Source organism: Rhodovulum iodosum (assembly GCF_041020385.1).
GTDB classification, from domain to species: Bacteria; Pseudomonadota; Alphaproteobacteria; order Rhodobacterales; family Rhodobacteraceae; genus Rhodovulum; species Rhodovulum iodosum.
Window position 1 is genome coordinate 371,800 of record NZ_JBEHHI010000003.1, and the last position, 18,000, is coordinate 389,799.

Annotated in this window: 28 protein-coding genes and 2 pseudogenes; 16 read left to right on the top strand and 14 right to left on the bottom strand. The window is 61.9% G+C overall.

Translation table 11 applies throughout. The annotated features are described in order from the left end of the window. Nucleotides 1-16 precede the first annotated feature (16 nt). The 3 genes and pseudogenes from Ga0609869_RS15780 (at nt 17) to Ga0609869_RS15790 (ending at nt 1,192) form a co-directional block, all read left to right on the top strand. Complete coding sequence (locus Ga0609869_RS15780) at nt 17-256, top strand: DUF2190 family protein (protein WP_369022874.1); 240 nt, start codon at nt 17-19, stop codon at nt 254-256. Further along, a pseudogene (locus tag Ga0609869_RS15785) lies at nt 256-566 on the top strand (head-tail joining protein). The gene Ga0609869_RS15780 and the pseudogene Ga0609869_RS15785 overlap by 1 nt, the downstream one beginning before the upstream one ends. After that, on the top strand, nt 563-1,192 hold the full coding sequence (locus Ga0609869_RS15790; protein WP_125404710.1) for a DUF6441 family protein: 630 nt from the start codon (nt 563-565) through the stop codon (nt 1,190-1,192). Before Ga0609869_RS15785 ends, Ga0609869_RS15790 begins: the two are co-directional and overlap by 4 nt. Nucleotides 1,193-1,194: 2 nt before the next feature. Here the strand turns inward: Ga0609869_RS15790 and Ga0609869_RS15795 are convergent, their stop codons facing one another. Continuing rightward, nucleotides 1,195-1,497 (bottom strand): hypothetical protein, encoded by a 303-nt coding sequence (locus tag Ga0609869_RS15795; RefSeq protein ID WP_125404708.1) that lies wholly within the window; start codon nt 1,495-1,497, stop codon nt 1,195-1,197. A 1-nt stretch (nt 1,498) separates the two neighbouring features. Continuing rightward, entirely contained in the window at nt 1,499-2,284 is a 786-nt protein-coding gene (locus Ga0609869_RS15800) for a phage minor head protein (protein ID WP_125404707.1), read from the bottom strand. On the opposite strand from Ga0609869_RS15800, the gene Ga0609869_RS15805 reads away from it, so the two are divergent. Together Ga0609869_RS15805 and Ga0609869_RS15810 are read left to right on the top strand one after the other, a co-directional pair. Continuing rightward, nucleotides 2,200-2,886, top strand: a complete 687-nt coding sequence (locus tag Ga0609869_RS15805) for a YcbK family protein (protein ID WP_438826893.1) — start codon at nt 2,200-2,202, stop codon at nt 2,884-2,886. The genes Ga0609869_RS15800 and Ga0609869_RS15805 overlap by 85 nt on opposite strands. Beyond that, nucleotides 2,883-3,128 (top strand): hypothetical protein, encoded by a 246-nt coding sequence (locus Ga0609869_RS15810; protein WP_438826886.1) that lies wholly within the window; start codon nt 2,883-2,885, stop codon nt 3,126-3,128. The genes Ga0609869_RS15805 and Ga0609869_RS15810 overlap by 4 nt, the downstream gene beginning before the upstream one ends. 326 nt (nt 3,129-3,454) lie before the next feature. On the opposite strand, the gene Ga0609869_RS15815 is transcribed toward Ga0609869_RS15810, so the two are convergent. The 4 genes from Ga0609869_RS15815 to Ga0609869_RS15830 form a co-directional block, all read right to left on the bottom strand. Continuing rightward, nucleotides 3,455-3,589, bottom strand: coding sequence for a hypothetical protein (locus Ga0609869_RS15815; protein WP_093164402.1), 135 nt, complete (start codon nt 3,587-3,589; stop codon nt 3,455-3,457). A gap of 105 nt (nt 3,590-3,694) precedes the next feature. Beyond that, nucleotides 3,695-5,332: a chaperonin GroEL gene (groL, locus tag Ga0609869_RS15820; RefSeq protein WP_125404701.1), complete on the bottom strand. Its 1,638-nt coding sequence runs from the start codon at nt 5,330-5,332 to the stop codon at nt 3,695-3,697. A gap of 44 nt (nt 5,333-5,376) precedes the next feature. Beyond that, nucleotides 5,377-5,664: a co-chaperone GroES gene (locus Ga0609869_RS15825; RefSeq protein ID WP_125404699.1), complete on the bottom strand. Its 288-nt coding sequence runs from the start codon at nt 5,662-5,664 to the stop codon at nt 5,377-5,379. 194 nt (nt 5,665-5,858) lie between these two features. After that, complete coding sequence (locus Ga0609869_RS15830; protein WP_125404697.1) at nt 5,859-6,095, bottom strand: hypothetical protein; 237 nt, start codon at nt 6,093-6,095, stop codon at nt 5,859-5,861. A 150-nt stretch (nt 6,096-6,245) separates the two neighbouring features. Between Ga0609869_RS15830 and Ga0609869_RS15835 the strand changes: the two genes are divergently transcribed. Continuing rightward, nucleotides 6,246-6,980 (top strand): Crp/Fnr family transcriptional regulator, encoded by a 735-nt coding sequence (locus Ga0609869_RS15835; protein WP_125404695.1) that lies wholly within the window; start codon nt 6,246-6,248, stop codon nt 6,978-6,980. A gap of 25 nt (nt 6,981-7,005) precedes the next feature. Here Ga0609869_RS15835 and Ga0609869_RS15840 read toward each other — a convergent pair whose 3' ends face one another. From Ga0609869_RS15840 to Ga0609869_RS15860, 5 genes are all read right to left on the bottom strand, one after another. Continuing rightward, nucleotides 7,006-7,170 (bottom strand): DUF3309 family protein, encoded by a 165-nt coding sequence (locus Ga0609869_RS15840; RefSeq protein WP_125404693.1) that lies wholly within the window; start codon nt 7,168-7,170, stop codon nt 7,006-7,008. Between the two features lie 333 nt (nt 7,171-7,503). Beyond that, nucleotides 7,504-7,677: a CsbD family protein gene (locus tag Ga0609869_RS15845; RefSeq protein WP_125404691.1), complete on the bottom strand. Its 174-nt coding sequence runs from the start codon at nt 7,675-7,677 to the stop codon at nt 7,504-7,506. A 132-nt stretch (nt 7,678-7,809) separates the two neighbouring features. Then, a complete protein-coding gene (locus Ga0609869_RS15850) occupies nt 7,810-7,998 on the bottom strand; it encodes a hypothetical protein (protein WP_125404690.1) in 189 nt (62 codons plus the stop codon). A gap of 215 nt (nt 7,999-8,213) precedes the next feature. Continuing rightward, the gene (locus tag Ga0609869_RS15855) at nt 8,214-8,627 is read right to left on the bottom strand and encodes a hypothetical protein (protein ID WP_245972221.1); all 414 of its coding nucleotides are present in this window, start codon (nt 8,625-8,627) and stop codon (nt 8,214-8,216) included. Next, the gene (locus tag Ga0609869_RS15860; RefSeq protein WP_125404688.1) at nt 8,624-9,049 is read right to left on the bottom strand and encodes a hypothetical protein; all 426 of its coding nucleotides are present in this window, start codon (nt 9,047-9,049) and stop codon (nt 8,624-8,626) included. The genes Ga0609869_RS15855 and Ga0609869_RS15860 overlap by 4 nt, the downstream gene beginning before the upstream one ends. Before the next feature lie 272 nt (nt 9,050-9,321). Here Ga0609869_RS15860 and Ga0609869_RS15865 point away from each other — a divergent pair, with 272 nt between their 5' ends. From Ga0609869_RS15865 to Ga0609869_RS15910, 10 genes and pseudogenes are all read left to right on the top strand, one after another. Next, nucleotides 9,322-9,636: a hypothetical protein gene (locus tag Ga0609869_RS15865; RefSeq protein ID WP_170168802.1), complete on the top strand. Its 315-nt coding sequence runs from the start codon at nt 9,322-9,324 to the stop codon at nt 9,634-9,636. Then, nucleotides 9,633-9,977 (top strand): hypothetical protein, encoded by a 345-nt coding sequence (locus tag Ga0609869_RS15870; protein WP_125404686.1) that lies wholly within the window; start codon nt 9,633-9,635, stop codon nt 9,975-9,977. The genes Ga0609869_RS15865 and Ga0609869_RS15870 overlap by 4 nt, the downstream gene beginning before the upstream one ends. A 47-nt stretch (nt 9,978-10,024) precedes the next feature. Continuing rightward, the gene (locus Ga0609869_RS15875; RefSeq protein WP_125404685.1) at nt 10,025-10,885 is read left to right on the top strand and encodes a hypothetical protein; all 861 of its coding nucleotides are present in this window, start codon (nt 10,025-10,027) and stop codon (nt 10,883-10,885) included. A 34-nt stretch (nt 10,886-10,919) separates the two neighbouring features. Continuing rightward, the gene (locus Ga0609869_RS15880; RefSeq protein WP_125404683.1) at nt 10,920-11,726 is read left to right on the top strand and encodes a transglutaminase-like domain-containing protein; all 807 of its coding nucleotides are present in this window, start codon (nt 10,920-10,922) and stop codon (nt 11,724-11,726) included. A 90-nt stretch (nt 11,727-11,816) separates the two neighbouring features. Continuing rightward, nucleotides 11,817-11,996, top strand: a complete 180-nt coding sequence (locus tag Ga0609869_RS15885; RefSeq protein WP_125404681.1) for a hypothetical protein — start codon at nt 11,817-11,819, stop codon at nt 11,994-11,996. Nucleotides 11,997-12,075: 79 nt separating this feature from the next. Continuing rightward, on the top strand, nt 12,076-12,609 hold the full coding sequence (locus tag Ga0609869_RS15890; RefSeq protein WP_125404679.1) for a hypothetical protein: 534 nt from the start codon (nt 12,076-12,078) through the stop codon (nt 12,607-12,609). Nucleotides 12,610-12,867: 258 nt separating this feature from the next. Beyond that, entirely contained in the window at nt 12,868-13,791 is a 924-nt protein-coding gene (locus Ga0609869_RS15895) for a transglutaminase family protein (RefSeq protein ID WP_125404677.1), read from the top strand. A gap of 177 nt (nt 13,792-13,968) precedes the next feature. Beyond that, complete coding sequence (locus tag Ga0609869_RS15900; protein ID WP_125404676.1) at nt 13,969-15,591, top strand: endonuclease toxin domain-containing protein; 1,623 nt, start codon at nt 13,969-13,971, stop codon at nt 15,589-15,591. Further along, nucleotides 15,588-16,151, top strand: coding sequence for a contact-dependent growth inhibition system immunity protein (locus tag Ga0609869_RS15905; RefSeq protein ID WP_125404674.1), 564 nt, complete (start codon nt 15,588-15,590; stop codon nt 16,149-16,151). Before Ga0609869_RS15900 ends, Ga0609869_RS15905 begins: the two co-directional genes overlap by 4 nt. Before the next feature lie 187 nt (nt 16,152-16,338). Further along, nucleotides 16,339-16,749 (top strand): annotated as a pseudogene (locus Ga0609869_RS15910) (DDE-type integrase/transposase/recombinase); the annotation flags it as partial. A gap of 62 nt (nt 16,750-16,811) precedes the next feature. Here Ga0609869_RS15910 and Ga0609869_RS15915 read toward each other — a convergent pair. From Ga0609869_RS15915 to Ga0609869_RS15925, 3 genes are read right to left on the bottom strand one after another with little or no spacing between them, the layout of a single operon-like run. Then, complete coding sequence (locus tag Ga0609869_RS15915) at nt 16,812-17,231, bottom strand: Na+/H+ antiporter subunit G (RefSeq protein ID WP_125404671.1); 420 nt, start codon at nt 17,229-17,231, stop codon at nt 16,812-16,814. A 9-nt stretch (nt 17,232-17,240) separates the two neighbouring features. Then, nucleotides 17,241-17,510: a K+/H+ antiporter subunit F gene (locus tag Ga0609869_RS15920; RefSeq protein ID WP_125404669.1), complete on the bottom strand. Its 270-nt coding sequence runs from the start codon at nt 17,508-17,510 to the stop codon at nt 17,241-17,243. Beyond that, the gene (locus tag Ga0609869_RS15925) at nt 17,507-17,998 is read right to left on the bottom strand and encodes a Na+/H+ antiporter subunit E (protein ID WP_125404667.1); all 492 of its coding nucleotides are present in this window, start codon (nt 17,996-17,998) and stop codon (nt 17,507-17,509) included. Before Ga0609869_RS15925 ends, Ga0609869_RS15920 begins: the two co-directional genes overlap by 4 nt. Nucleotides 17,999-18,000 lie beyond the last annotated feature (2 nt).

The following is an 18,000-nucleotide window of genomic DNA, read 5'->3' on the forward strand; positions in this document are numbered from 1 at the left end:
CGGTGCCATCGTCGGCGTGGCGGCCGGGGACGCTGCTCTAAACGAACCTGTCGAAGCCGCCCTGACCGGCGTGTTCGACATAACCAAGGTCGGCTCCCAGGCCTGGACCGTGGGCGCCAAGGTCTATTGGAACGACACCAATAAGCGCACCACGAGCGTGGCCATATCGAACACGTTGATTGGCGTCGCAACCGAAGCCGTCGCGGGCGGAGCCGGTGACACCATCGGCCGGGTGCGCCTGAACGCCTCGTTCTGATGACGGCGTTTGCCGCCGTGATTGACGCGCTTTTGCCGATCCGAATATCGTTCGGGAAGCGGTCTACACCTCCGATGGCGGCGCGCCTGTCCTGGTACGCGTCGCGTCTCGGCAGGCTGATGCGGTCACCGACTTTGGCGACGCGCGGCTCTGGTCCGAGACCACTCGGATCGACTTGCGCTCAGCCGAGGTGGCGAACCCGCGCCCCGGCGACCGCTTGGAAATCGACGGGGACGCCTTCCTCATACAGGGCGAGCCCGTCAGCGACCGCGAGCGGCTGGTCTGGACCGTCGATCTGAGGCCCGCGTGAAACTGAAGCTCGACATCACGCCCGATCTCGTCGCCGCCATGGCCGCGGAGGTAAAGGCGGACGAGAAGGCTGTCACCGCCGCCATGCGCGAGGCCGGGACCGGGCTGAGATCTGCTTGGCGCGCTCAGATCACCGGTGCGGGGCTCGGGCGACGGCTCGCCAACTCGATCCGCAATCAGACCTTCCCACGCGCTGGCGAAAGCCTCGACGCGGCGGCGCTGGTCTGGTCGAAAGCACCGGCCATCGTCGGTGCACACGATGCAGGCCCTCTGATCCGCTCGAAAGATGGGTTCTGGCTGGCGATCCCGACGGAAGCAGCGGGTCGAGGCCTGCGCGGTCGCCGGATCACTCCAGTCGAATGGGTGCGGCGACGCGGTCTTCGCCTGCGCTTCGTCTACCGTCGCACAGGCCCCAGCCTGCTGGTGGCGGAGAGCCGGCTGAACACGAAGGGTCAGGCGGTGGTGTCGCGCTCCAAGACCGGGCGCAGCAAGGTCACCGCGCCGATCTTCCTGCTGGTGCCGCAGGTCAAGCTGCCGAAGCGGCTGGATCTGGCGAGGCACGCAGACCGGGCGCATGACAGCTTGCCGGAGTTGATCGTCGCGAATTGGGTGGAGGCGAGGATTTAATGTCAGGAGGCAGAGGCCCAAGCCCTGAAGTCCTCAAGTAGCCGACGAATCCCCTGTCTTTCGAACAACCAGTCTGCTCTCGACTCTTTTGTCCAAATGGCTTCGAGGTCGGCATATTCGTCATTGAGCAGAAGTCCAAAATAAGCGGAGAGTTTTGCCACAGATCGATCCCCAAATCCTTGCCGAAAGTCCTCGTAGAGCTCTCGACGAGCGTCTGATGCTTCTGACGACCAGCCGGGATACACAAGATCCAAATCCTGATGCAGCTGCAACGTGAAATCGTAAAAGGCCTGAGGAGGTTTCACGTCAGTCGTTCCTTGGATAAGAGGTGATGATGATGAAGCCGTTCGGCATGTCGGGTGCGTGTTCGATAACTGTACCTATGCCGAATGTAGGCCTTACAATCACGGGTGCCGACGCTCTGGGTCCAATGCGATAGGCTTCGACGCCCGTTTCTGTCGGGAATATGCGGGTTATGAAGGCCCGTCGTCTCTGACCCGTAGCCACTGCGTTTACAACAAGTGCATTCTGCGAAAGGTTGGAGTTGGTAAGCCTCTGCGCGGCTTGAAAGGATGGAAAAGATCCGTGGCGTCGGCGGAACTGACTGACGAATGGACCTCGAACCTGATCGGTTCTAACGGCTCTCAGCAGGAATTCTTCGCTCTTCCCGACATGCAATGCGATGGTGTACCCGCCCGAGGCCTCGTGCTCGGCGAGGTCTTGGAGAGGATAGCCCCCGTCAGTGGGGACATAATCAACAAGTGTGACGTCATTCGGTACATCGGGGCTGACCGGCTCCGCATAGCACCTACAGTTGTGCGCCTGACCCGGATGTCCGCCTGCGGGCGGCTCGTCCCAGCGGAACACCTGATCGTCGTACTCGGTATGGCTTTCGCGAACCTTGGCGTCGTCTTGGGAGCGCCAGATGTAACGTTCGATGCCAAGGTCCTGCTGCCGAAGCTGGTTGATCAAGCCCGCGAAGGCCCGAAGCAGGCGTTCTTCCATCGCTGTCCGCAACGGACGCAAGCGTTGCGGGTGGGTCTCATATTCCTCGAAGATGGCCGTCAGGCGCGCGTCCCACTGGCGCAGCACCTCTTCCTTTGCGTCCGAAACGTCGCGCAGGTCGGCTTCGGTTACCCGCCCTCAACAAGCTGCAGGCGCTGCGGGACCGGCGGGGCAAGCCGTTGATCGTCCGCTCGGCCTATCGCAGCCCAGAGCACAACCGGGCGGTGGGCGGCGCAACCCGCTCCAAGCACCTCGACGGCGCCGCCTTCGACATTGCCATGGCGAACCACGACCCGGTGGCGTTCGAGGCAGCGGCGCGCGAAGTCGGGTTCCTCGGCTTCGGCTTCTATCCCCGATCGAGGTTCATGCATGTCGACCTCGGCCCGGCACGCCAGTGGGGGGAACACTTTCCGGCGCGGCCGGTGTCCTTCGCCGCCGAGACCCCGCCGGCGCGTGAGGTTCTCGCGGAGAGCCGCACCATGAAGGGCGGTGGAGCGGCCGGTGTCGCGACCTTGGGTGCAGCCGGGGTCGAGGTCGCGCAGAGCGTCCTGGCGGAGACCCAGACCGCGATCCTACCGCTAATTCCGTATCTCGACACGCTTCGCTGGGTGTTCATCGCCGTCGCGCTCGGGGGCATCGCAGTCACGATCTACGCGCGCCTCGATGACTGGCGCCGGGGGCGGCGGTGATCGCCGCGCTCGCCCGATCAGCATGGGCGCGCACGGCGCTCCGCTACGGCGTCACCGCACTTGCGCTCCTTCTGTTCCTGCTGGCCCTGCGCCGATCCGGTGAGCACGCCGGGCGTCTGGCCGAACGGCTCGAAGCCATGGAGAAGACCCATGATGCACAACGACGGATGCTCGAGGCTGCGGCGCGTCGCCCTCGGTCTCGCGACGATCTGGCTGAGCGGCTGCGCGACGGTCAGTTCTGACGGGGGCGGGCTCGGTGCCTGTCCGCCGGTCGTCGAGTACAGCCGGGAGTTCCAGGCACGGGCGGCAGAAGAGCTGGCCTTGCTGCCAGAGGGCTCTGCGATCGCGGAGATGTTGAGCGACTACGCAGTGATGCGAGACCAGGCGCGGGGTTGCATTCGCTACCTCGCGGCTTCTCGATAAAATACGCATGTCGCGCATTCTCTCCGGCAACTCTTCATCATCGTTCTTTTTGGCGAGCCAGAGGCTTTCCGATCGGGCAAGTCGCCGCGTCTCCCTCTGCCATCTGGCTCCGTCCTTAGTGATAGGTAATCTCTCGGACCGCTACCTATTTCTTCTTGTGCTCGCCAAGATTGGTTAATGCCTTGCCCTTCGTGAAGTCGGCTGTCGCAACGACCTTTTCCTTCACCTTCTTGGGCTTCTTCGCTTCACGGTTGCCGCGTTGCTTGTCACCTTTGGACATTTCAGTTTCTCCTGATTCCGGTTTTTCATGGCGAATTAACCGGAGCCTATTCCATCAACTATGTGATTTCGCGCCCCGAGGCTCCTGCCCACAGGACGCAGCCGTTCACATCATTCCGCCCATTCCACCCATGTCGGACATTTCGCTGCCGGCGCCGGCCTTTTCCGGCTTTTGCGCGATCATCGCTTCGGTCGTGATCAATAGCCCGGCAATGGACGCGGCGTTTTCGAGTGCGATCCGGACGACTTTCGTCGGATCGATGACACCGGCCTTCAGCATGTCGCCGTATTCTTCGGCCTGTGCGTCGAAACCGAAGCTCGGGCTGTCGTTCTCGATCACCTTTCCGACGACAACCGATCCGTCCACCCCGGCATTTTCGGCAATCTGGCGCAGCGGTGCCTGGATCGCGCGGCGGACGATCTTGATGCCGGCATCCTGATCATTGTTCTCACCCTTCAGCGTCGCCAGCACCTTGCCAGCGTGAACCAGTGCCACGCCGCCACCGGGCACGACACCTTCCTGAACCGCAGCGCGGGTAGCATTCAGCGCATCGTCCACGCGGTCCTTGCGCTCCTTCACCTCGATCTCGGTCGCTCCGCCGACCCGGATCACGGCAATGCCGCCGGCAAGCTTGGCCAGCCGTTCCTGCAGCTTCTCCTTGTCGTAGTCCGAAGTAGTCTCCTCGATCTGCGCCCGGATCTGCGTGACGCGCGCCGCGATCGCGTTCTTGTCGCCGGCACCGTCGATGATCGTCGTGTCATCCTTGGTGATCGCGACCTTCTTCGCCGTGCCGAGCATGTCCATGGTGACATTCTCCAGCTTGGTGCCCAACTCCGCGGAAATCACCTGACCGCCCGTCAGCACGGCCAGGTCTTCCATCACCGCCTTGCGGCGGTCGCCGAAGCCGGGCGCCTTGACGGCCGCGACCCTCAGCCCGCCGCGCAGCTTGTTGACGACCAGCGTCGCCAGCGCCTCGCCCTCGATGTCCTCGGCCACGATCAGCAGTTGCTTGTCGGCCTGGATCACGGCCTCCAGCAGCGGCACCATGGATGCGAGAGAGGTCAGTTTCTTCTCGTGAAGCAGGATCACGCAGTCATCCAGCTCGACGACCATCTTTTGAGAGTTCGTGATGAAATAGGGGCTGAGGTATCCGCGGTCGAACTGCATGCCCTCGACCACTTCGGTTTCTGTCTCCAGTCCCTTGTTTTCCTCGACGGTAATCACGCCTTCATTGCCGACCTTGGCCATCGCATCTGCGATCTGACGGCCGATCGCGACCTCTCCGTTGGCTGAAATGGCGCCGACCTTCGCGATCTCGTCGCTGTCGCCGACGGGTCGGGACATGGTCTTGATCTCGGCCACAACCGCGGCGACGGCCTTGTCGATCCCGCGCTTGAGATCCATCGGATTCATGCCGGCCGCGACCGATTTCATGCCCTCCCGGACAATCGCATGGGCGAGCACGGTTGCGGTCGTCGTGCCATCGCCCGCCTCGTCATTGGTACGCTGCGCGACCTCCCTGACCATCTGCGCGCCCATATTCTCGAAATGGTCCGACAGCTCGATTTCCTTGGCGACGGTCACACCGTCCTTGGTGATGCGCGGCGCACCCCAGGATTTGTCCAGGATGACGTTCCGGCCCTTGGGTCCAAGGGTGATCTTCACGGCGTTGGCCAGCATGTTGATGCCTTTCAGCATGCGGTCGCGGGCGTCGGTACTGAATCTGACTTCTTTGGCGGACATGGTCGGGTGCTCCTGAGAATGAAATTTCGGCGTCGCGGTCGGGGTCAGGCCATGACGCCGAGAATATCGCTCTCCTTCATGATCACGAGATCTTCGCCATCGAGTTTGATTTCGGTCCCTGACCATTTTCCGAACAGGATCCGGTCGCCGGCCTTGACATCCATGGCGATGCGGTCGCCGTCCTCGTCCTTGGCGCCGGCGCCGACCGAGACGATCTCACCCTCCTGCGGCTTCTCTTTTGCGGTGTCGGGGATGATAAGCCCGCCTGAGGTCTTCGCTTCGCCTTCAATGCGGCGGACGAGAACTCGGTCGTGGAGTGGAGTGAACGGCACTTAGGTGCTCCTTCGTCGGATTTCCAAGGGAGCATGGCGATGTTCGGAAGCGCTTTGACACTCGCCATGCCGGAGTGCCAATTGTATTGAAATGATGGCTCAGCAGGGGTTCCACAATAGCGTCTCAAGAATATCTATCTGCTTCCTATCAATTTGAAGCTGTAGATGCTCCGACACATCGTCGAAGCTCGACTTCACAAGCGACGAACCGAGTTTCCGCCGGCGATGATCGCGTTGATCAAATCTGCCACGGCGCGGTGATTTTCCGTTTCGAATTCGGTGCCTACGGCGTTCTCATGCGTAGCTGCGGCGTCGCGAAGAACCCCCACGATCTCGTGCTCCGGAAGCAACCCGCGATCGTTCATGGCAAGCAGGAGCGCCTCGCAGATTGATAGGGCGGCCTGGCCCGCGTGTTTACTCGCCGTTGTCATACGGATTTCCTTCCCTGGCATCGTGAACCCGGGAAAAGGTGAGGTTCAAATGCATCCGTACTTCTTGCAGGAAGTGCCTTATGCTGGACTGATCCAGAGCAGTGTCCGGGCCGATTTCCGCTCTTGGGTCACGACACGCCGGGAGGCCCCATGACATCAGTTGAACACAGCCCTCTGACGCGCAAGCTCTCGGCCTTCGTCGCTCTGTCGGAGGTCGAGCTGGCCGTCCTTGAACGACTGCACCAGCGTCGTCGATCCTTCGTCGCGGGGCGCGACATGGTGCATCAAGGCCAGACGGCTCGGGCAGCCTATATTCTGTCCGCGGGTTGGGTATGTTCTTACAAGCTACAGGCCGACGGGACGCGGCAGATCGTGGATTTCCAGGTACCCGGGGATTTTCTGGGGTTGCGGAGTGTTCTATTACGCACCTCGGACCACAGCTTCGAGCCTATCGTGGACATCGAGGCTGCCGAAGTGCTGACGAGCGACCTGCTGGAAGCGTTCGCGCAGACCCCTCGCTTGGCGACAGCCATACTCTGGGCGGCATCAAGGGACGAGGCGATGGTCGTCGAGCATCTCGTCGGCATCGGTCGGCGTGATGCCGACGCCCGAATGGCGCATTTCCTGCTGGAACTGGGATCGAGGCTTGCGCTGGTCGGCATGGGCAGCAAGGAAGGGTATGACTGCCCGCTGACGCAGTATCACTTGGCGGATGCTCTCGGGCTAAGTGCCGTCCACGTGAACCGCGTCCTGCGCCAGCTTCGTGAGAGTGGGCTGGTGACCTTTCGAGACGGCCACGTGGCATTTCATGATTATGGCAGGTTGACGGATTTCGCCGACTTCGATCCGGAATACCTGGATCAGACGGGGCCGCTGCTCGCCTGAAACCGCAGGAGACGCGGCTAGGAGGTCAGATGCGGCCAAGCAGCATCAGGATGACCACGATGATCAGGATCGTGCCGACGACACCTGTCCCGGCATGACCGAAGCCATATCCGTAGCCCCCGAAGCGCCCGCTGAACCCGCCGAGCAGAAAGATGACAAGAATGATGATCAGAATCGTGCCGAGTGACATGGCGCATTCTCCTTTGTTGGCGCGCGCCCAATAGGGGATTGCGCTCGGGTGGTGACTTTGTCTTTACGGGGCGTTTCAGTTGCCCTCGACTGTGACACCGTCCTCGTTGATTTCGATATCGATGCCGCTTTGGCGTTCCTGATAGTAGAGATAGCCTGCCCCGATCAGACAGACGGCGAGCACTCCTGTCAGGATAAGAAGCAAGTTTCGGCTCATTGACATCATTCCTGACAGTTTTCGGGGACTGCGGCCCGGGCGGACACGCGCCGGTCCATGGCCTTGCTGTCTGGCCCGTTGCCACAAAGGCAAGACACGCGCATGGGTTGCGGTTCTTCAAGCGTCACGGATCGTATCCTTGATGCTGCCGACCGCGTTCTGGCTCTTGCCCTCGATCTTTTCGGCCTCACCCTCCGCTTCGAGCTTCGCGTCGCCGATCGCCCTGCCAAGTGCAACCTTGGCCTTGCCTTTGACGACCTTTGCCGAGCCGATCACCCGATCCTTGTCCATTGTCTATCCCTTTCCAAGGGTTGCGGCCGCCAAAACGTTTGGTGGCCAAAAATATCCTGCGGCAATGACGCCGAGCTCGTATTCCCGCGTGCGACCGCCCGGGTCGTGGCTCCAGGCAGTCGCGCCATCACGTCACGCGAGGGCGTGGGTCGCCGCATCGAGTTCCTTGTTGGTCTCGGCGTCGTTCTTCGCCGTGTTCGCCTTCTCGGCGGCCTGGTAATGCTTCAGCGCCGCGTCCTTCTTCGGACCAGCGGGCGCCTTGTCCCACGCGGCCTTCACGGAGGTCATCTTGTCGGCGATCTTCGTCTGTTCGCGAGTCATTGGGATTGTCCTTTCATGGACGTTCCGAGAATAAGAAGCGCGCCGACATGCCGACCTTTTGGGGTTCGGCACGCCCACACGCTTCTCAGGTACTCGGAAAAAAATGCCTTACCAAATATACGGCGGGCACATCTCACCTAGCCGATGTCAGCGCCCCGCCGCACTGACGCAGATTAGTCCCGGCGCGTGCGGCAGGTCGAATGACACTGCGGCCCTCAGGCCACCATGGTTTGCTGGTGGGAGATCCTCAGCCAGGTGTCGTCATCGTTGAGGTACGTAGAGGCGCAGAGCGCCTTGTAGATCGGCACATCGGGTTTCTCTGCCGAGACCCGGTAGGTGAGAATGGCGATGTCATGACACCGCGTCACGCGCCGTTCGGCCATGACGACGGAGCGCCAGCCCGTTCTCTCGCGAAGATGGGGCCAGATCTGGTCGCCCTGGAGGATGCCGGGCGGATAGGGGAAGACCATGACGGCGTTGGTTGCTGTCGTCGCCCGCGCATTGTCGGTGCCACTGGTCCAGAAGTGTTCCTCCATGTCCCATAGTACGCCTTGTTCGCCAGGCGATAGCGTCCCAGCCTTGTGCGCCGCATGACCTTTTGTCTTGGTGGTCTGAGTGGAAACGGTCATTCGCCTGACCCCGATCCGCCAAACGTAAGCACTTGAAACAGCACAAAGATGATCGCGAGTACCGCCCAGATCACCCCGGTTGTGCCCGAGTGGCCGTCCGCCACCGTCGCGGAAGCTCGCTTCAGGGTACCTGATGTCGGGCCATCTGGGAGCAGTTGGCTCAGGTCTCGCGCGACTCTGCCGTGATCGCTTGCGAGCGTGGGAACATCCCGAAATCGGGCAAGCCGCGTTCCCAACCGCGCTTGCGCCGCGTCACGTCCCAGCGTGACCAGTTCAGCGGCTTCTTTCCATGGATCGAGGCCGAGGCGCGCGAGCGTGGAGAGGACCGTCACGACATAACCGTTTCGGTCCTCGCCGACCGAGGCATAGAGAAATCGCTCGAATTCGGGCGGGTGCGGGTTGAGGACATTGGGTGTGGCCATCGTCGTTCCATTCCTTGGTTGCAGGGACGCAGCTCGCCTCTGTTTCCCCATGCATAGACGCAGGTCGATCCTTGCGCCCTTACACAGGTCAGTGTCGTTGAGTGTTCCGAGTGAGTTCGCAAACGGTTCGGTGCCAGGGACTAACCTGTGTCAGCGCAAGGCGAACGATCATGAACTACAAACGGGGAAAGCGTTCGACAGGTCGCGCCCGGACTCCAAGGAGCCGTCGACAGTGATGAGCGACGCATCTGCCAAAATTGCGGAGACCAGATATGAACATGCGGTCGACCAGATCGACGGTGAGGTTTTCGAACCCGTTCACCGTGCCGGGATACCCGGGCGATTTGCCCGCGGGTGAATACGAAGTTCTCGTCGAAGAGGAGCTTCTCCGCGGGCTGAGCTTCGAGGCTTACCGTCGGACGGCGACCTACCTGACGGTGCGCGGCAGGGGCCGTCATGCGGGACGCTCCGAGCTACGCGCAATTTCCGACAGCGACTTTAAAGAGGCGCTGAGCCGGGACCAGGGCGCAACCAAGAAGAACGATCACAGCGATGCGGCGCTTTCCCCGCAGGAGGATGAAACATGAACACTCCCGAATGGCTAAAACCCGGTATCTATGGTGCCGTGATCGGCGCTGTCTTCGTCGGCGTCGTCGGATTTTCGTGGGGCGGCTGGGTGACCGGCGGAACCGCAAATGACCGGGCGATGGCGATGTTCCGAGACGATGTCGTCGCCTCCATGGTACCGGTGTGCCTCGACATGGCGCAGTCCGATCCGGCGCGGGCGGAGAAGCTGGAAACGATCCGGGCCGCCTCGGCCTTTCAGCGGCGCGACGCCGTCATGGCGGCGGGCTGGGCGACGGTTCCCGGAGCCGACGCGCCTGACCGGGACATCGCGCAAGCCTGTCTCGCGGCCCTCGAGCTTTGAGCGGCAACGAAATGGTTCACGCCACGTCATTCAGAGCGGAACAGTCCATGTTGCACGCGGAAACCCCGCTGGCGACACCTTCGGAGCCTACCGAACCCGGAAGACGAGCGCTCGACAGGAAACCAAGGAGGCATCCGCTGGCACGACTGATCTCGAAACTCTCTTTCGCGGCCGGTGTGATCGCATCCTTCGCTTTCCCCGTCCTTGCGCAGGATGGCACCGGCCCGATGCCTCAGAACGCTCAGGCGCGCAGTTATGGTGGCGGATGGGTCTGCGATCTCGGCTACCGGGTGGAAGGCGACGAATGCCTGGCGCTTGATATCCCCGAGCATGCCTATCCAACCGGGCGCTCCTACGGGACGGGGTGGGAGTGCGACCGTGGATATGAGGAAGTGAGCGGGACGTCCTGCAATTCCATCCCGGTGCCCGCCAACGCCTTCCTCCGGTCTTCGGGCTACGATTGGAAATGCGAACGCGGTTACCGGCAAGAGCGCGACGCATGTGTGCCAATCGTCCTGCCAGACAACGCCTATCTCACCGACGACACCTCAGGCTCCGGTTGGACCTGCGAGCGCGGTTTCACGGCCAGTTCCAGCGCCTGCGTGCCGATTGCCGTGCCGGCCAACGCATATCTGACCAACGCAAACTATGGCGCTGTCTGGGCTTGCGAGAGAGGGTTCGTCAGGATCGACGACCGATGCGATGCCATCGTGGTGCCTGCAAACGCGTTTCTCGACCAAGCATCCTATGGACGGGGCTGGAGCTGTGAGCGTGGATACAAGCCGCTGAGCGGCGCCTGCGTCGCTATCGATTTGCCGTTGAACGCCTATCTCGACCGATCCGGCAATCGGTGGAGCTGCAATAGAGGCTTCCAGCTCTCCGACGGGGCGTGCATCCTTGGACGGTGATCGTGATATGACAAGGCGCGGCCCTGTATCCGGCATGCGCGTCAGCATCGGGTGTCGTCTGCGATACAGCTTCCCCCAGCCGACGCCGCTGATCGCGCTGCTGAACGTCCACTACTCGCGCTTTGGCGATCTGGAGCGCGCCGATTACCTGGTTGCGTCGCCGAGCGTGCCGCTCGAAAGCTACCGGGACGGCTTCGGCAACTGGTGTACGCGCCTCATGGCGCCGGCGGGCGACTTCTGCATCTCAACGGATGGCATCTTCCGCGACACGGGCCTGCCGGATCCCGCGTCCCCGGGCGCGCAGCAGCACGCGGTTCAGGATCTGCCGTTCGAGACCCTCGTGTTTCTGCAGGGAAGCCGATATTGCGATACCGACCTTCTGTCTGAGGAAGCGTGGCGCCTTTTCGAGATCACTGAACCCGGATGGCCGCGCGTTCAGGCGATCTGCGATTTCGTGCACGGAAATGTCCGCTTCGACTACATGCAGGCGAAGGCGACGCGAACCGCATCGCAGACCCTGGCCGAGCGGCAGGGTGTTTGCCGCGACTTTGCCCACCTCGCCATCGCCTTATGCCGTTGCATGAACATTCCGGCCCGCTACTGCACCGGATATCTAAGCGACATCGGGGAGCCTCTTCCTCACCCGCCCGGCGATTTCGCCGCGTGGATGGAGGTCTTTCTTTCTGGTGAATGGCACATGTTTGACCCGCGCAACAACAAGCCGAGGTTTGCGAGAATTCTGATCGCGCGCGGCCGCGATGCCGCCGATGTCCCTTTGACCCAGACATTCGGTCAGAACATATTGACGGAATTCAAGGTGTGGACGGATGAATTGGCCTGACTCACCTCGGCCTCCTTGTCGATGCGCCATCGTAAATCGGGTCGTCGATCCCCATATAGATAGTGCCGATGCCAAGCATCCCGGTCCGCCATGGACGAGGAGATGGCGTCGGCCAATCAAAGGATCGATGACATGTCCTTCAAGGACCTGACCGCCAGGGCTGCGGCCGCAATGAAGCCGAAGCCGGCCGAGACCGCGAAGACCCCTGCCAAGGAGAACGAGTCCAAGGCCGCCGGCAAGGAAGCGCCAGCGAAGTCCAAGACATCTTGAGACGTACACAAGCCACGCGCCCCCTTTTCAAAGGGGGCGCGAACCAACCGCAGCAGCAGCAGCACGGAAGAACACGTCGATGGAAGATCTGACGAGCAAGACCGTCGCGGTGTTCGCCCGACCGTTCACTGTACCCGGCTTCAACGAGACGCTACCGGCGGGAGAGTACGAGATCGAAACGGAGTTGGTTTCACCCCCGGATCAAAAGGATCCCGCAGCCTGGAAGGCTTCCGTCCTGGTGAGGCTTCATCCGCGGATATCGCATCCCGGGCTTGCGCGGGCCCTGACCGTTTCCCTTGCCGACCTCGACCACGCACGCGCCAGAGACAAGCTGACGGGCAAGGCGTTGTCCGACCTCTTTCTCGAGGAAATGCTGGCCGATCCGATGGTGCGCCTCGTTATGGAGGCCGACGGTGTCTCCGAGGCACATCTGCGACATCTCTATTCTGGGCTCCGGACGCCTGATCCCGATCTGAATGTGCCGGCGTCGGCGACGACCACCCGAAGAACGCGGGACGATGCGTCAATCCGGGCCGCCGAAAACGAAGGAATGCCTTCAAGATCGGAAACACTGTCGCGATCGCGCAGCCGCCACTTAGCGGGACAGATTTGATGTCGGACAGGGCCATGGCCGAAGGCGCAATGCCATACATTGTGACCGTAAGGGCCCGGCGCGACGTTCCGCAGGAACGCCAATGCCTGCGGTGCAAAACCATGTTCTGGAGCGAAGGTTTCGGAGAGCGGATCTGCCGGCGCTGCAAGGGATTGAACGCCTGGCGAAACGCCGTGCCCGATAGCTCCGGGTCATCGCGCCGCCGCTGATCCGCATCGACGTGCGTGCCGTCTTCCTCGAACCACACTGGACCCTCATTTGGCCTGCCTCGACATCGTTCACACCACAACCTATCGATACCGTCATGCGGTCTCTCTCGGACCACACAGGCTGATGTTGCGTCCCCGCGAAACACGGGAATTGCGGCTTTTCTCGCATGATCTGTCCATTGCGCCGACTGCGACCGTAACTTGGGCGCATGATGTGGCCGGCAACGCCATCGCCACCGCCGTCTTTGACGGTCCGACAGATCATCTGGTGATCGAAAGCCGCGCCAGCGTGGAACTGACCGCGCCAGCCTGGCCGGTCTTTGCCATCGCTGCATCGGCTGCCCAGTACCCCTTTGTCTATGGCGTCGACGAATGGACGGATCTGGGGGCGTTGACGGTACCGCAATACGGTGACGCCGACGACCGCCTTGCCCGATGGGTCGAGGGCTTTGTCATGGCGCGCCCAACCGACACACTGTCTCTGCTGAAGGACATCAGCAATGGCGTGTTCACGCAGATTTCCTACCAAAGCCGCGATGACGAAGGCACCCAGTCGCCGATCGAGACCCTCGACCGGGGATGGGGCTCGTGCCGCGATTTCGCGGTCCTGCTGGCAGAGGCAGCCCGCCGTCTTGGCCTCGGGGCCCGCATCGTCTCGGGCTATCTGTCGGATCCCGAAACAAGCCTCGTAGGGTCGGCGGGTTCAGGATCTACACATGCCTGGGTCGAAATATTTATCCCCGGTGCTGGTTGGATTGCCTTCGATCCAACGAACCGGAGCGTCGGGTCCGGAAACTTAATACCTCTCGCAGTGGCCCGGAACATCGCGCAGGTCACGCCGGTGGCAGGCACGTTCCTTGGTTCGAACGTCGATCTGCTGTCGATGGATGTATGTGTAAGAGTGGAGAGTGCTTCGGCTCAAAACGACGCGTTCCTAGCCCAAAGAGGCGGGACGGACATCGGGCTTGTCTGATGACATCACGGAAGGGCTGGCATGCGCCAGCTGATTTAAGTCAAGCAATATCAATTACTTAACAACTGGCGAAGGTTGGACGTCAGGCCCATCCCCTCCGCCACCCGAACGCCCCTGAAATCCAACCGTTTATCGGGTGCGCACGCACGGTTGCCGACCCGTTGACTGGTACGCGGCATGCTGCCGGCCAAGAAATCCATGACCGGTGTCCTAATGCAGAACGATTTCAACCGGTTTCTTCGGACAGGGGGAAACGGGGAGTTTGTGTTTTTAAAATCGGCGCATGGCTGGTTCGGGCGCCGGGTCGATCTGTCGATCAAGGCCGAGATCCCGAACTACCTGATGCTTCGGAACGCCTTCGCGGAGCAACTCGACGACATCGCCGCCGAAAACGCCAGGCTGCTGCTCGCGGCGATCGCAGACTCGTTCTCGCCGCCCCTGACCGGGGACGACCTAGCCGACTTTACCGAAGCCCGCGAGGCAACGCTGGACGCTTGGGACCAGCGGATGGAAACGCTATGGGCGGAATGGCATTCGCATCCCGCCAGGCTCCGGCCGGTGCGGCAGGCGATGGAGGCGGGGCTCGCGCTCGGGTTTCGCGGGCTGGTCAACGAGTTGCGCCAGCGCGCGCTCGGAATCGAACAATACATCTGGAGATCGCAGGGCGACGGAAAGGATCGCGAGAGCCACGCGGATTATTCCGGCCAGGTTTTCGATTGGGACACGCCGCCGCCGGAGGGCAAGCACCCGGGCCAGGACATCAACTGTCGCTGCTGGGCCGTACCCCATCTACCGGATGAACCCGATTATCTGCCTGACACGGGCGCCTCCTATTGGGCGGGACGGGCGGCGGCGGAATGGGATGGCACGTGGGATGCCGTCGGCGAATTCCTCGGGCAGGTCGTAACGTCGATTTCCGAGTTCCCCGACCAAGCCCGCGCAGTCGGGCGTTATGTGAACCTTCGTGTCGAAGAGGCCTTGGGCACGCTCTCGCCGCAGGAGGCGGAAGACCTTGCCGAGATACGACGCCGGATCGACGCCGCCGTCGCCACGTTCGTCGCGGCGTTTCAGAATGCGACTGAGCTGGCAGAGGCATTTGCCGACTACGTCTTGGCCACCGAACGCCGGGTGGCGTTGATCGATGAGGCCTATCGCGAGGGTCTCGCGACGCAAGCGCAACTGGAGGATGCGATCCGTGAACGGGCGTGGCTCGAGACCATGCTGGGGCTCAACATTGCGCCGGGCATTTTGGCGCCGAAACTTCTGGCTCGACTTGGTCGGCGGCACCGCCCCGATGCGCCAGATGGTCTCGTGGGCACCCTCGCGGCGGAGATCGCGCGCCTGCGGCGTCATCCGGCCGAGCCGGATTGGGACGTTCTCGACAATCCCGGCATCGCCTGGTCCGGCCCGATCCGGTCGCAAGGCGAGCCGTGGGAGGACCTTCTGGAGGCCGGAGGTGACTATGGCCTGCGTTCGCCGCCGACGTTCCCGACCTTTGATTTCTTTGATTTTGATAGCGGTCTCGCGACGAGCGCCAAGACGCTCGACACTCGAGCGCCCACATATGTCGATCGCCCGAGCCGCATCTTCGGCAGGCTGCGGGACTACATCGACCGGATCGAGCTGTTCGAGGATGGCCAGCGACGCAACTTCACTATCCAACCAGGGCAGATCGAGCCGCGTCGCCTCGAACTCGCTGTGCCGTTCAACACGACCCCGGAACAGGTGATACAAATTCAACGCGCCATCGACTATGCTACCGATCGCGGGATCGAGGTGAACGTGAGGTTCGTGCAATGAGCTTTGCAAAGGCACTGGCCCAGTTGAAGGCCCAGAACGCACGGAAGCCGAAACCGCCACCCTCGCCGCCACCCGCGAGAAGGAGCGTCGCGACGGTCGAAGCCCTCCGCCATTTTACCCATATCTTCTCGCAGGCTGTGTATCGGGCGGCGGTTGGCGATCCCAGGGGCTATGCGGCGTTTCTGGATCCGGAACCTCCGCGCGAGGACCTCGGCAGAGCGGTGCACGACGCGCTTGCCGCGAGCCGCTTCATCACCCCCGACCATCCCGAGTGGGACACCGTTATGCGCCCGCCGACCGAAGACGAGATCAGGGCGCAGGAGGACGACCTGAAACGTCGTGCAGGCATCAAGACCCGCAAGGCGCTCTACAACGGAGCAGGACTGGTTTCCGTTACCATGCGAGATGGCGCAATCGAACTGCGTCCGTTGCTCCATCTCGGCCGCGGCGCTTGGGAGGGGATCAAGGGACACGAGCCGGTTCGGTTGCCGGAATCCGTTTCAAATGCTGAACTAGGGGAGGCAGTCGCGGCGGCGATCGATATCAGCAGAGCATCCTAACCTATTGATCCGAAATAGGTTTACTGCCTGAAAATAGTCGTCGAGGAGGTGGAGAACGTTGGCCCCCAGACCCACCCCCTCCGCCACTTGCCCCCGCGAAAGCGTTCTCCCGATCCGGCTGCGGCCGGATTTTTCCGTTGTATTCGAGGGTTATGAAGGAGGGGCTGAGCAGTGGCCACGTCAGTGAGCTACGGATCATGAGGGCGAGGTGCTCGAAAGCTTCGTAGCTGAGACACGAGACAAGAACGCCGCGCTGAAATTCCGCAGGAAAGCCATGCGGACGCATGGCCAACCCGAGGTCATCGTCAGCGACAAGCTCCGTGCCGATTGTGCCGCCTTTAGGAAGATCGGTGCTGATGCTCGACGGGAAACCGGTCGTTGCATGAACGACAGAGCGGAGAATTCGCATTCGCCATTCCGATGACGAGAGTGAGCGATGCTTCGGTTTCGGTGGATACGAAGCCTTCAGAAGTTCGCCGCCGTGCACGCTTCCGTCACGACCCAATCCAATCAGGAACGCAGCCTCTCAAACAGACATCTCTTCAAGGCCAACCGCACCGCCGCTATCGCCGAGTGGCGCGGTCCTTGCGCGGGATAAGGGGCAGCGTGACCGTCCTGGCAGAGACCAGTTCGCATTCGTCTGACAGCACCGCGGAGCGGTTAGCTGTTGCGCGGATAGCTTTCGGCCTCCGTGACATCCGGCTCGTCTCCGTTGCCCATGGCTTTGGGCGGGTCGTCGAAAAGGGACCAGCCGAAGCTGCGCTCGGTCGCCGGCAGATCGTCGTTGCGCACATGGGCCTGCATGAACGTCTTTGCGATGAAATTCGCCGTGATCGGCGCGGTCAGGAACAGAAACAGCGTGATCAGCAGCTCGTGGAAGGAAAAGCCGCCCTTCACCAGGGTGAAATACAGCATCGACGCGATGAGAACCCCGCCCACGCCCAGCGTCGTCGCCTTGGTCGGCCCGTGCAGGCGCTGCATGGTGTCTCGCAGCTTGATCAGCGCGAACGACCCGACAAGGCCGAACAGCCCCCCGATGACGAGAAAGAGCGAGACCAGGATTTCGATAAGAACGTCCATCTGCGGCCCTCACTCGATGATGTCGCCGCGCAACACAAAGCGGCAATAGGCGACGGTCGAAACGAAGCCGACCATCGCGACCAGCATCGATGCCTCGTAATAGATCACGGTGCCCTGCGATATCCCAAAAAGGATCAGCAGCGCGATGAGATTGATCACCATCGTGTCGAGCGCAAGGATGCGGTCCGCCAGGGCCGGCCCGCGCGTGATCCTCCAGAGATTGAAGAGAAGCCCCAACCCATAGCAGCCGAAAGCGAAGTGCAGCGCGGCCTCAATCATTGGAAAATCTCCTTCAGCCGCCACTCGTAGCGGGATTTGATCGTGTCACGAACAGCGTCGGGGTCGTCCGTATGCAGGCAGTGGACGAGGATGCTGCCGCCATCGGCCGAAAGCATGGCCGAGACCGTGCCCGGCGTCATGGTGATCGTGCCGGCCAGCACGGTGATCGCCTCGGCCGAGGTCAGCTCCAGCGGCACGACGATCCATTTCGAGCGGATGTCTGCATTGCGCCGGAAGGCGATGATCCGCGCAACCTCGATATTGGCCACGACAATGTCCCACAGCACGACGAGGGCGTATTCGACGATCACCTTGGGGTTGTGAATCTTCGGACGGTTCGGCCAGTAGGGCGCCGTCAACAAGGACAGCACGATCCCCAGAACGGCCCCGAGCAGGAGATTGCCCAGCGTGATCGTGTTGACCAGCCCCAGCCAGACCAAGGTCAGCGCGAGGGACAACAGCGGATGTGGGAAGACGCGCTTGAGCATTG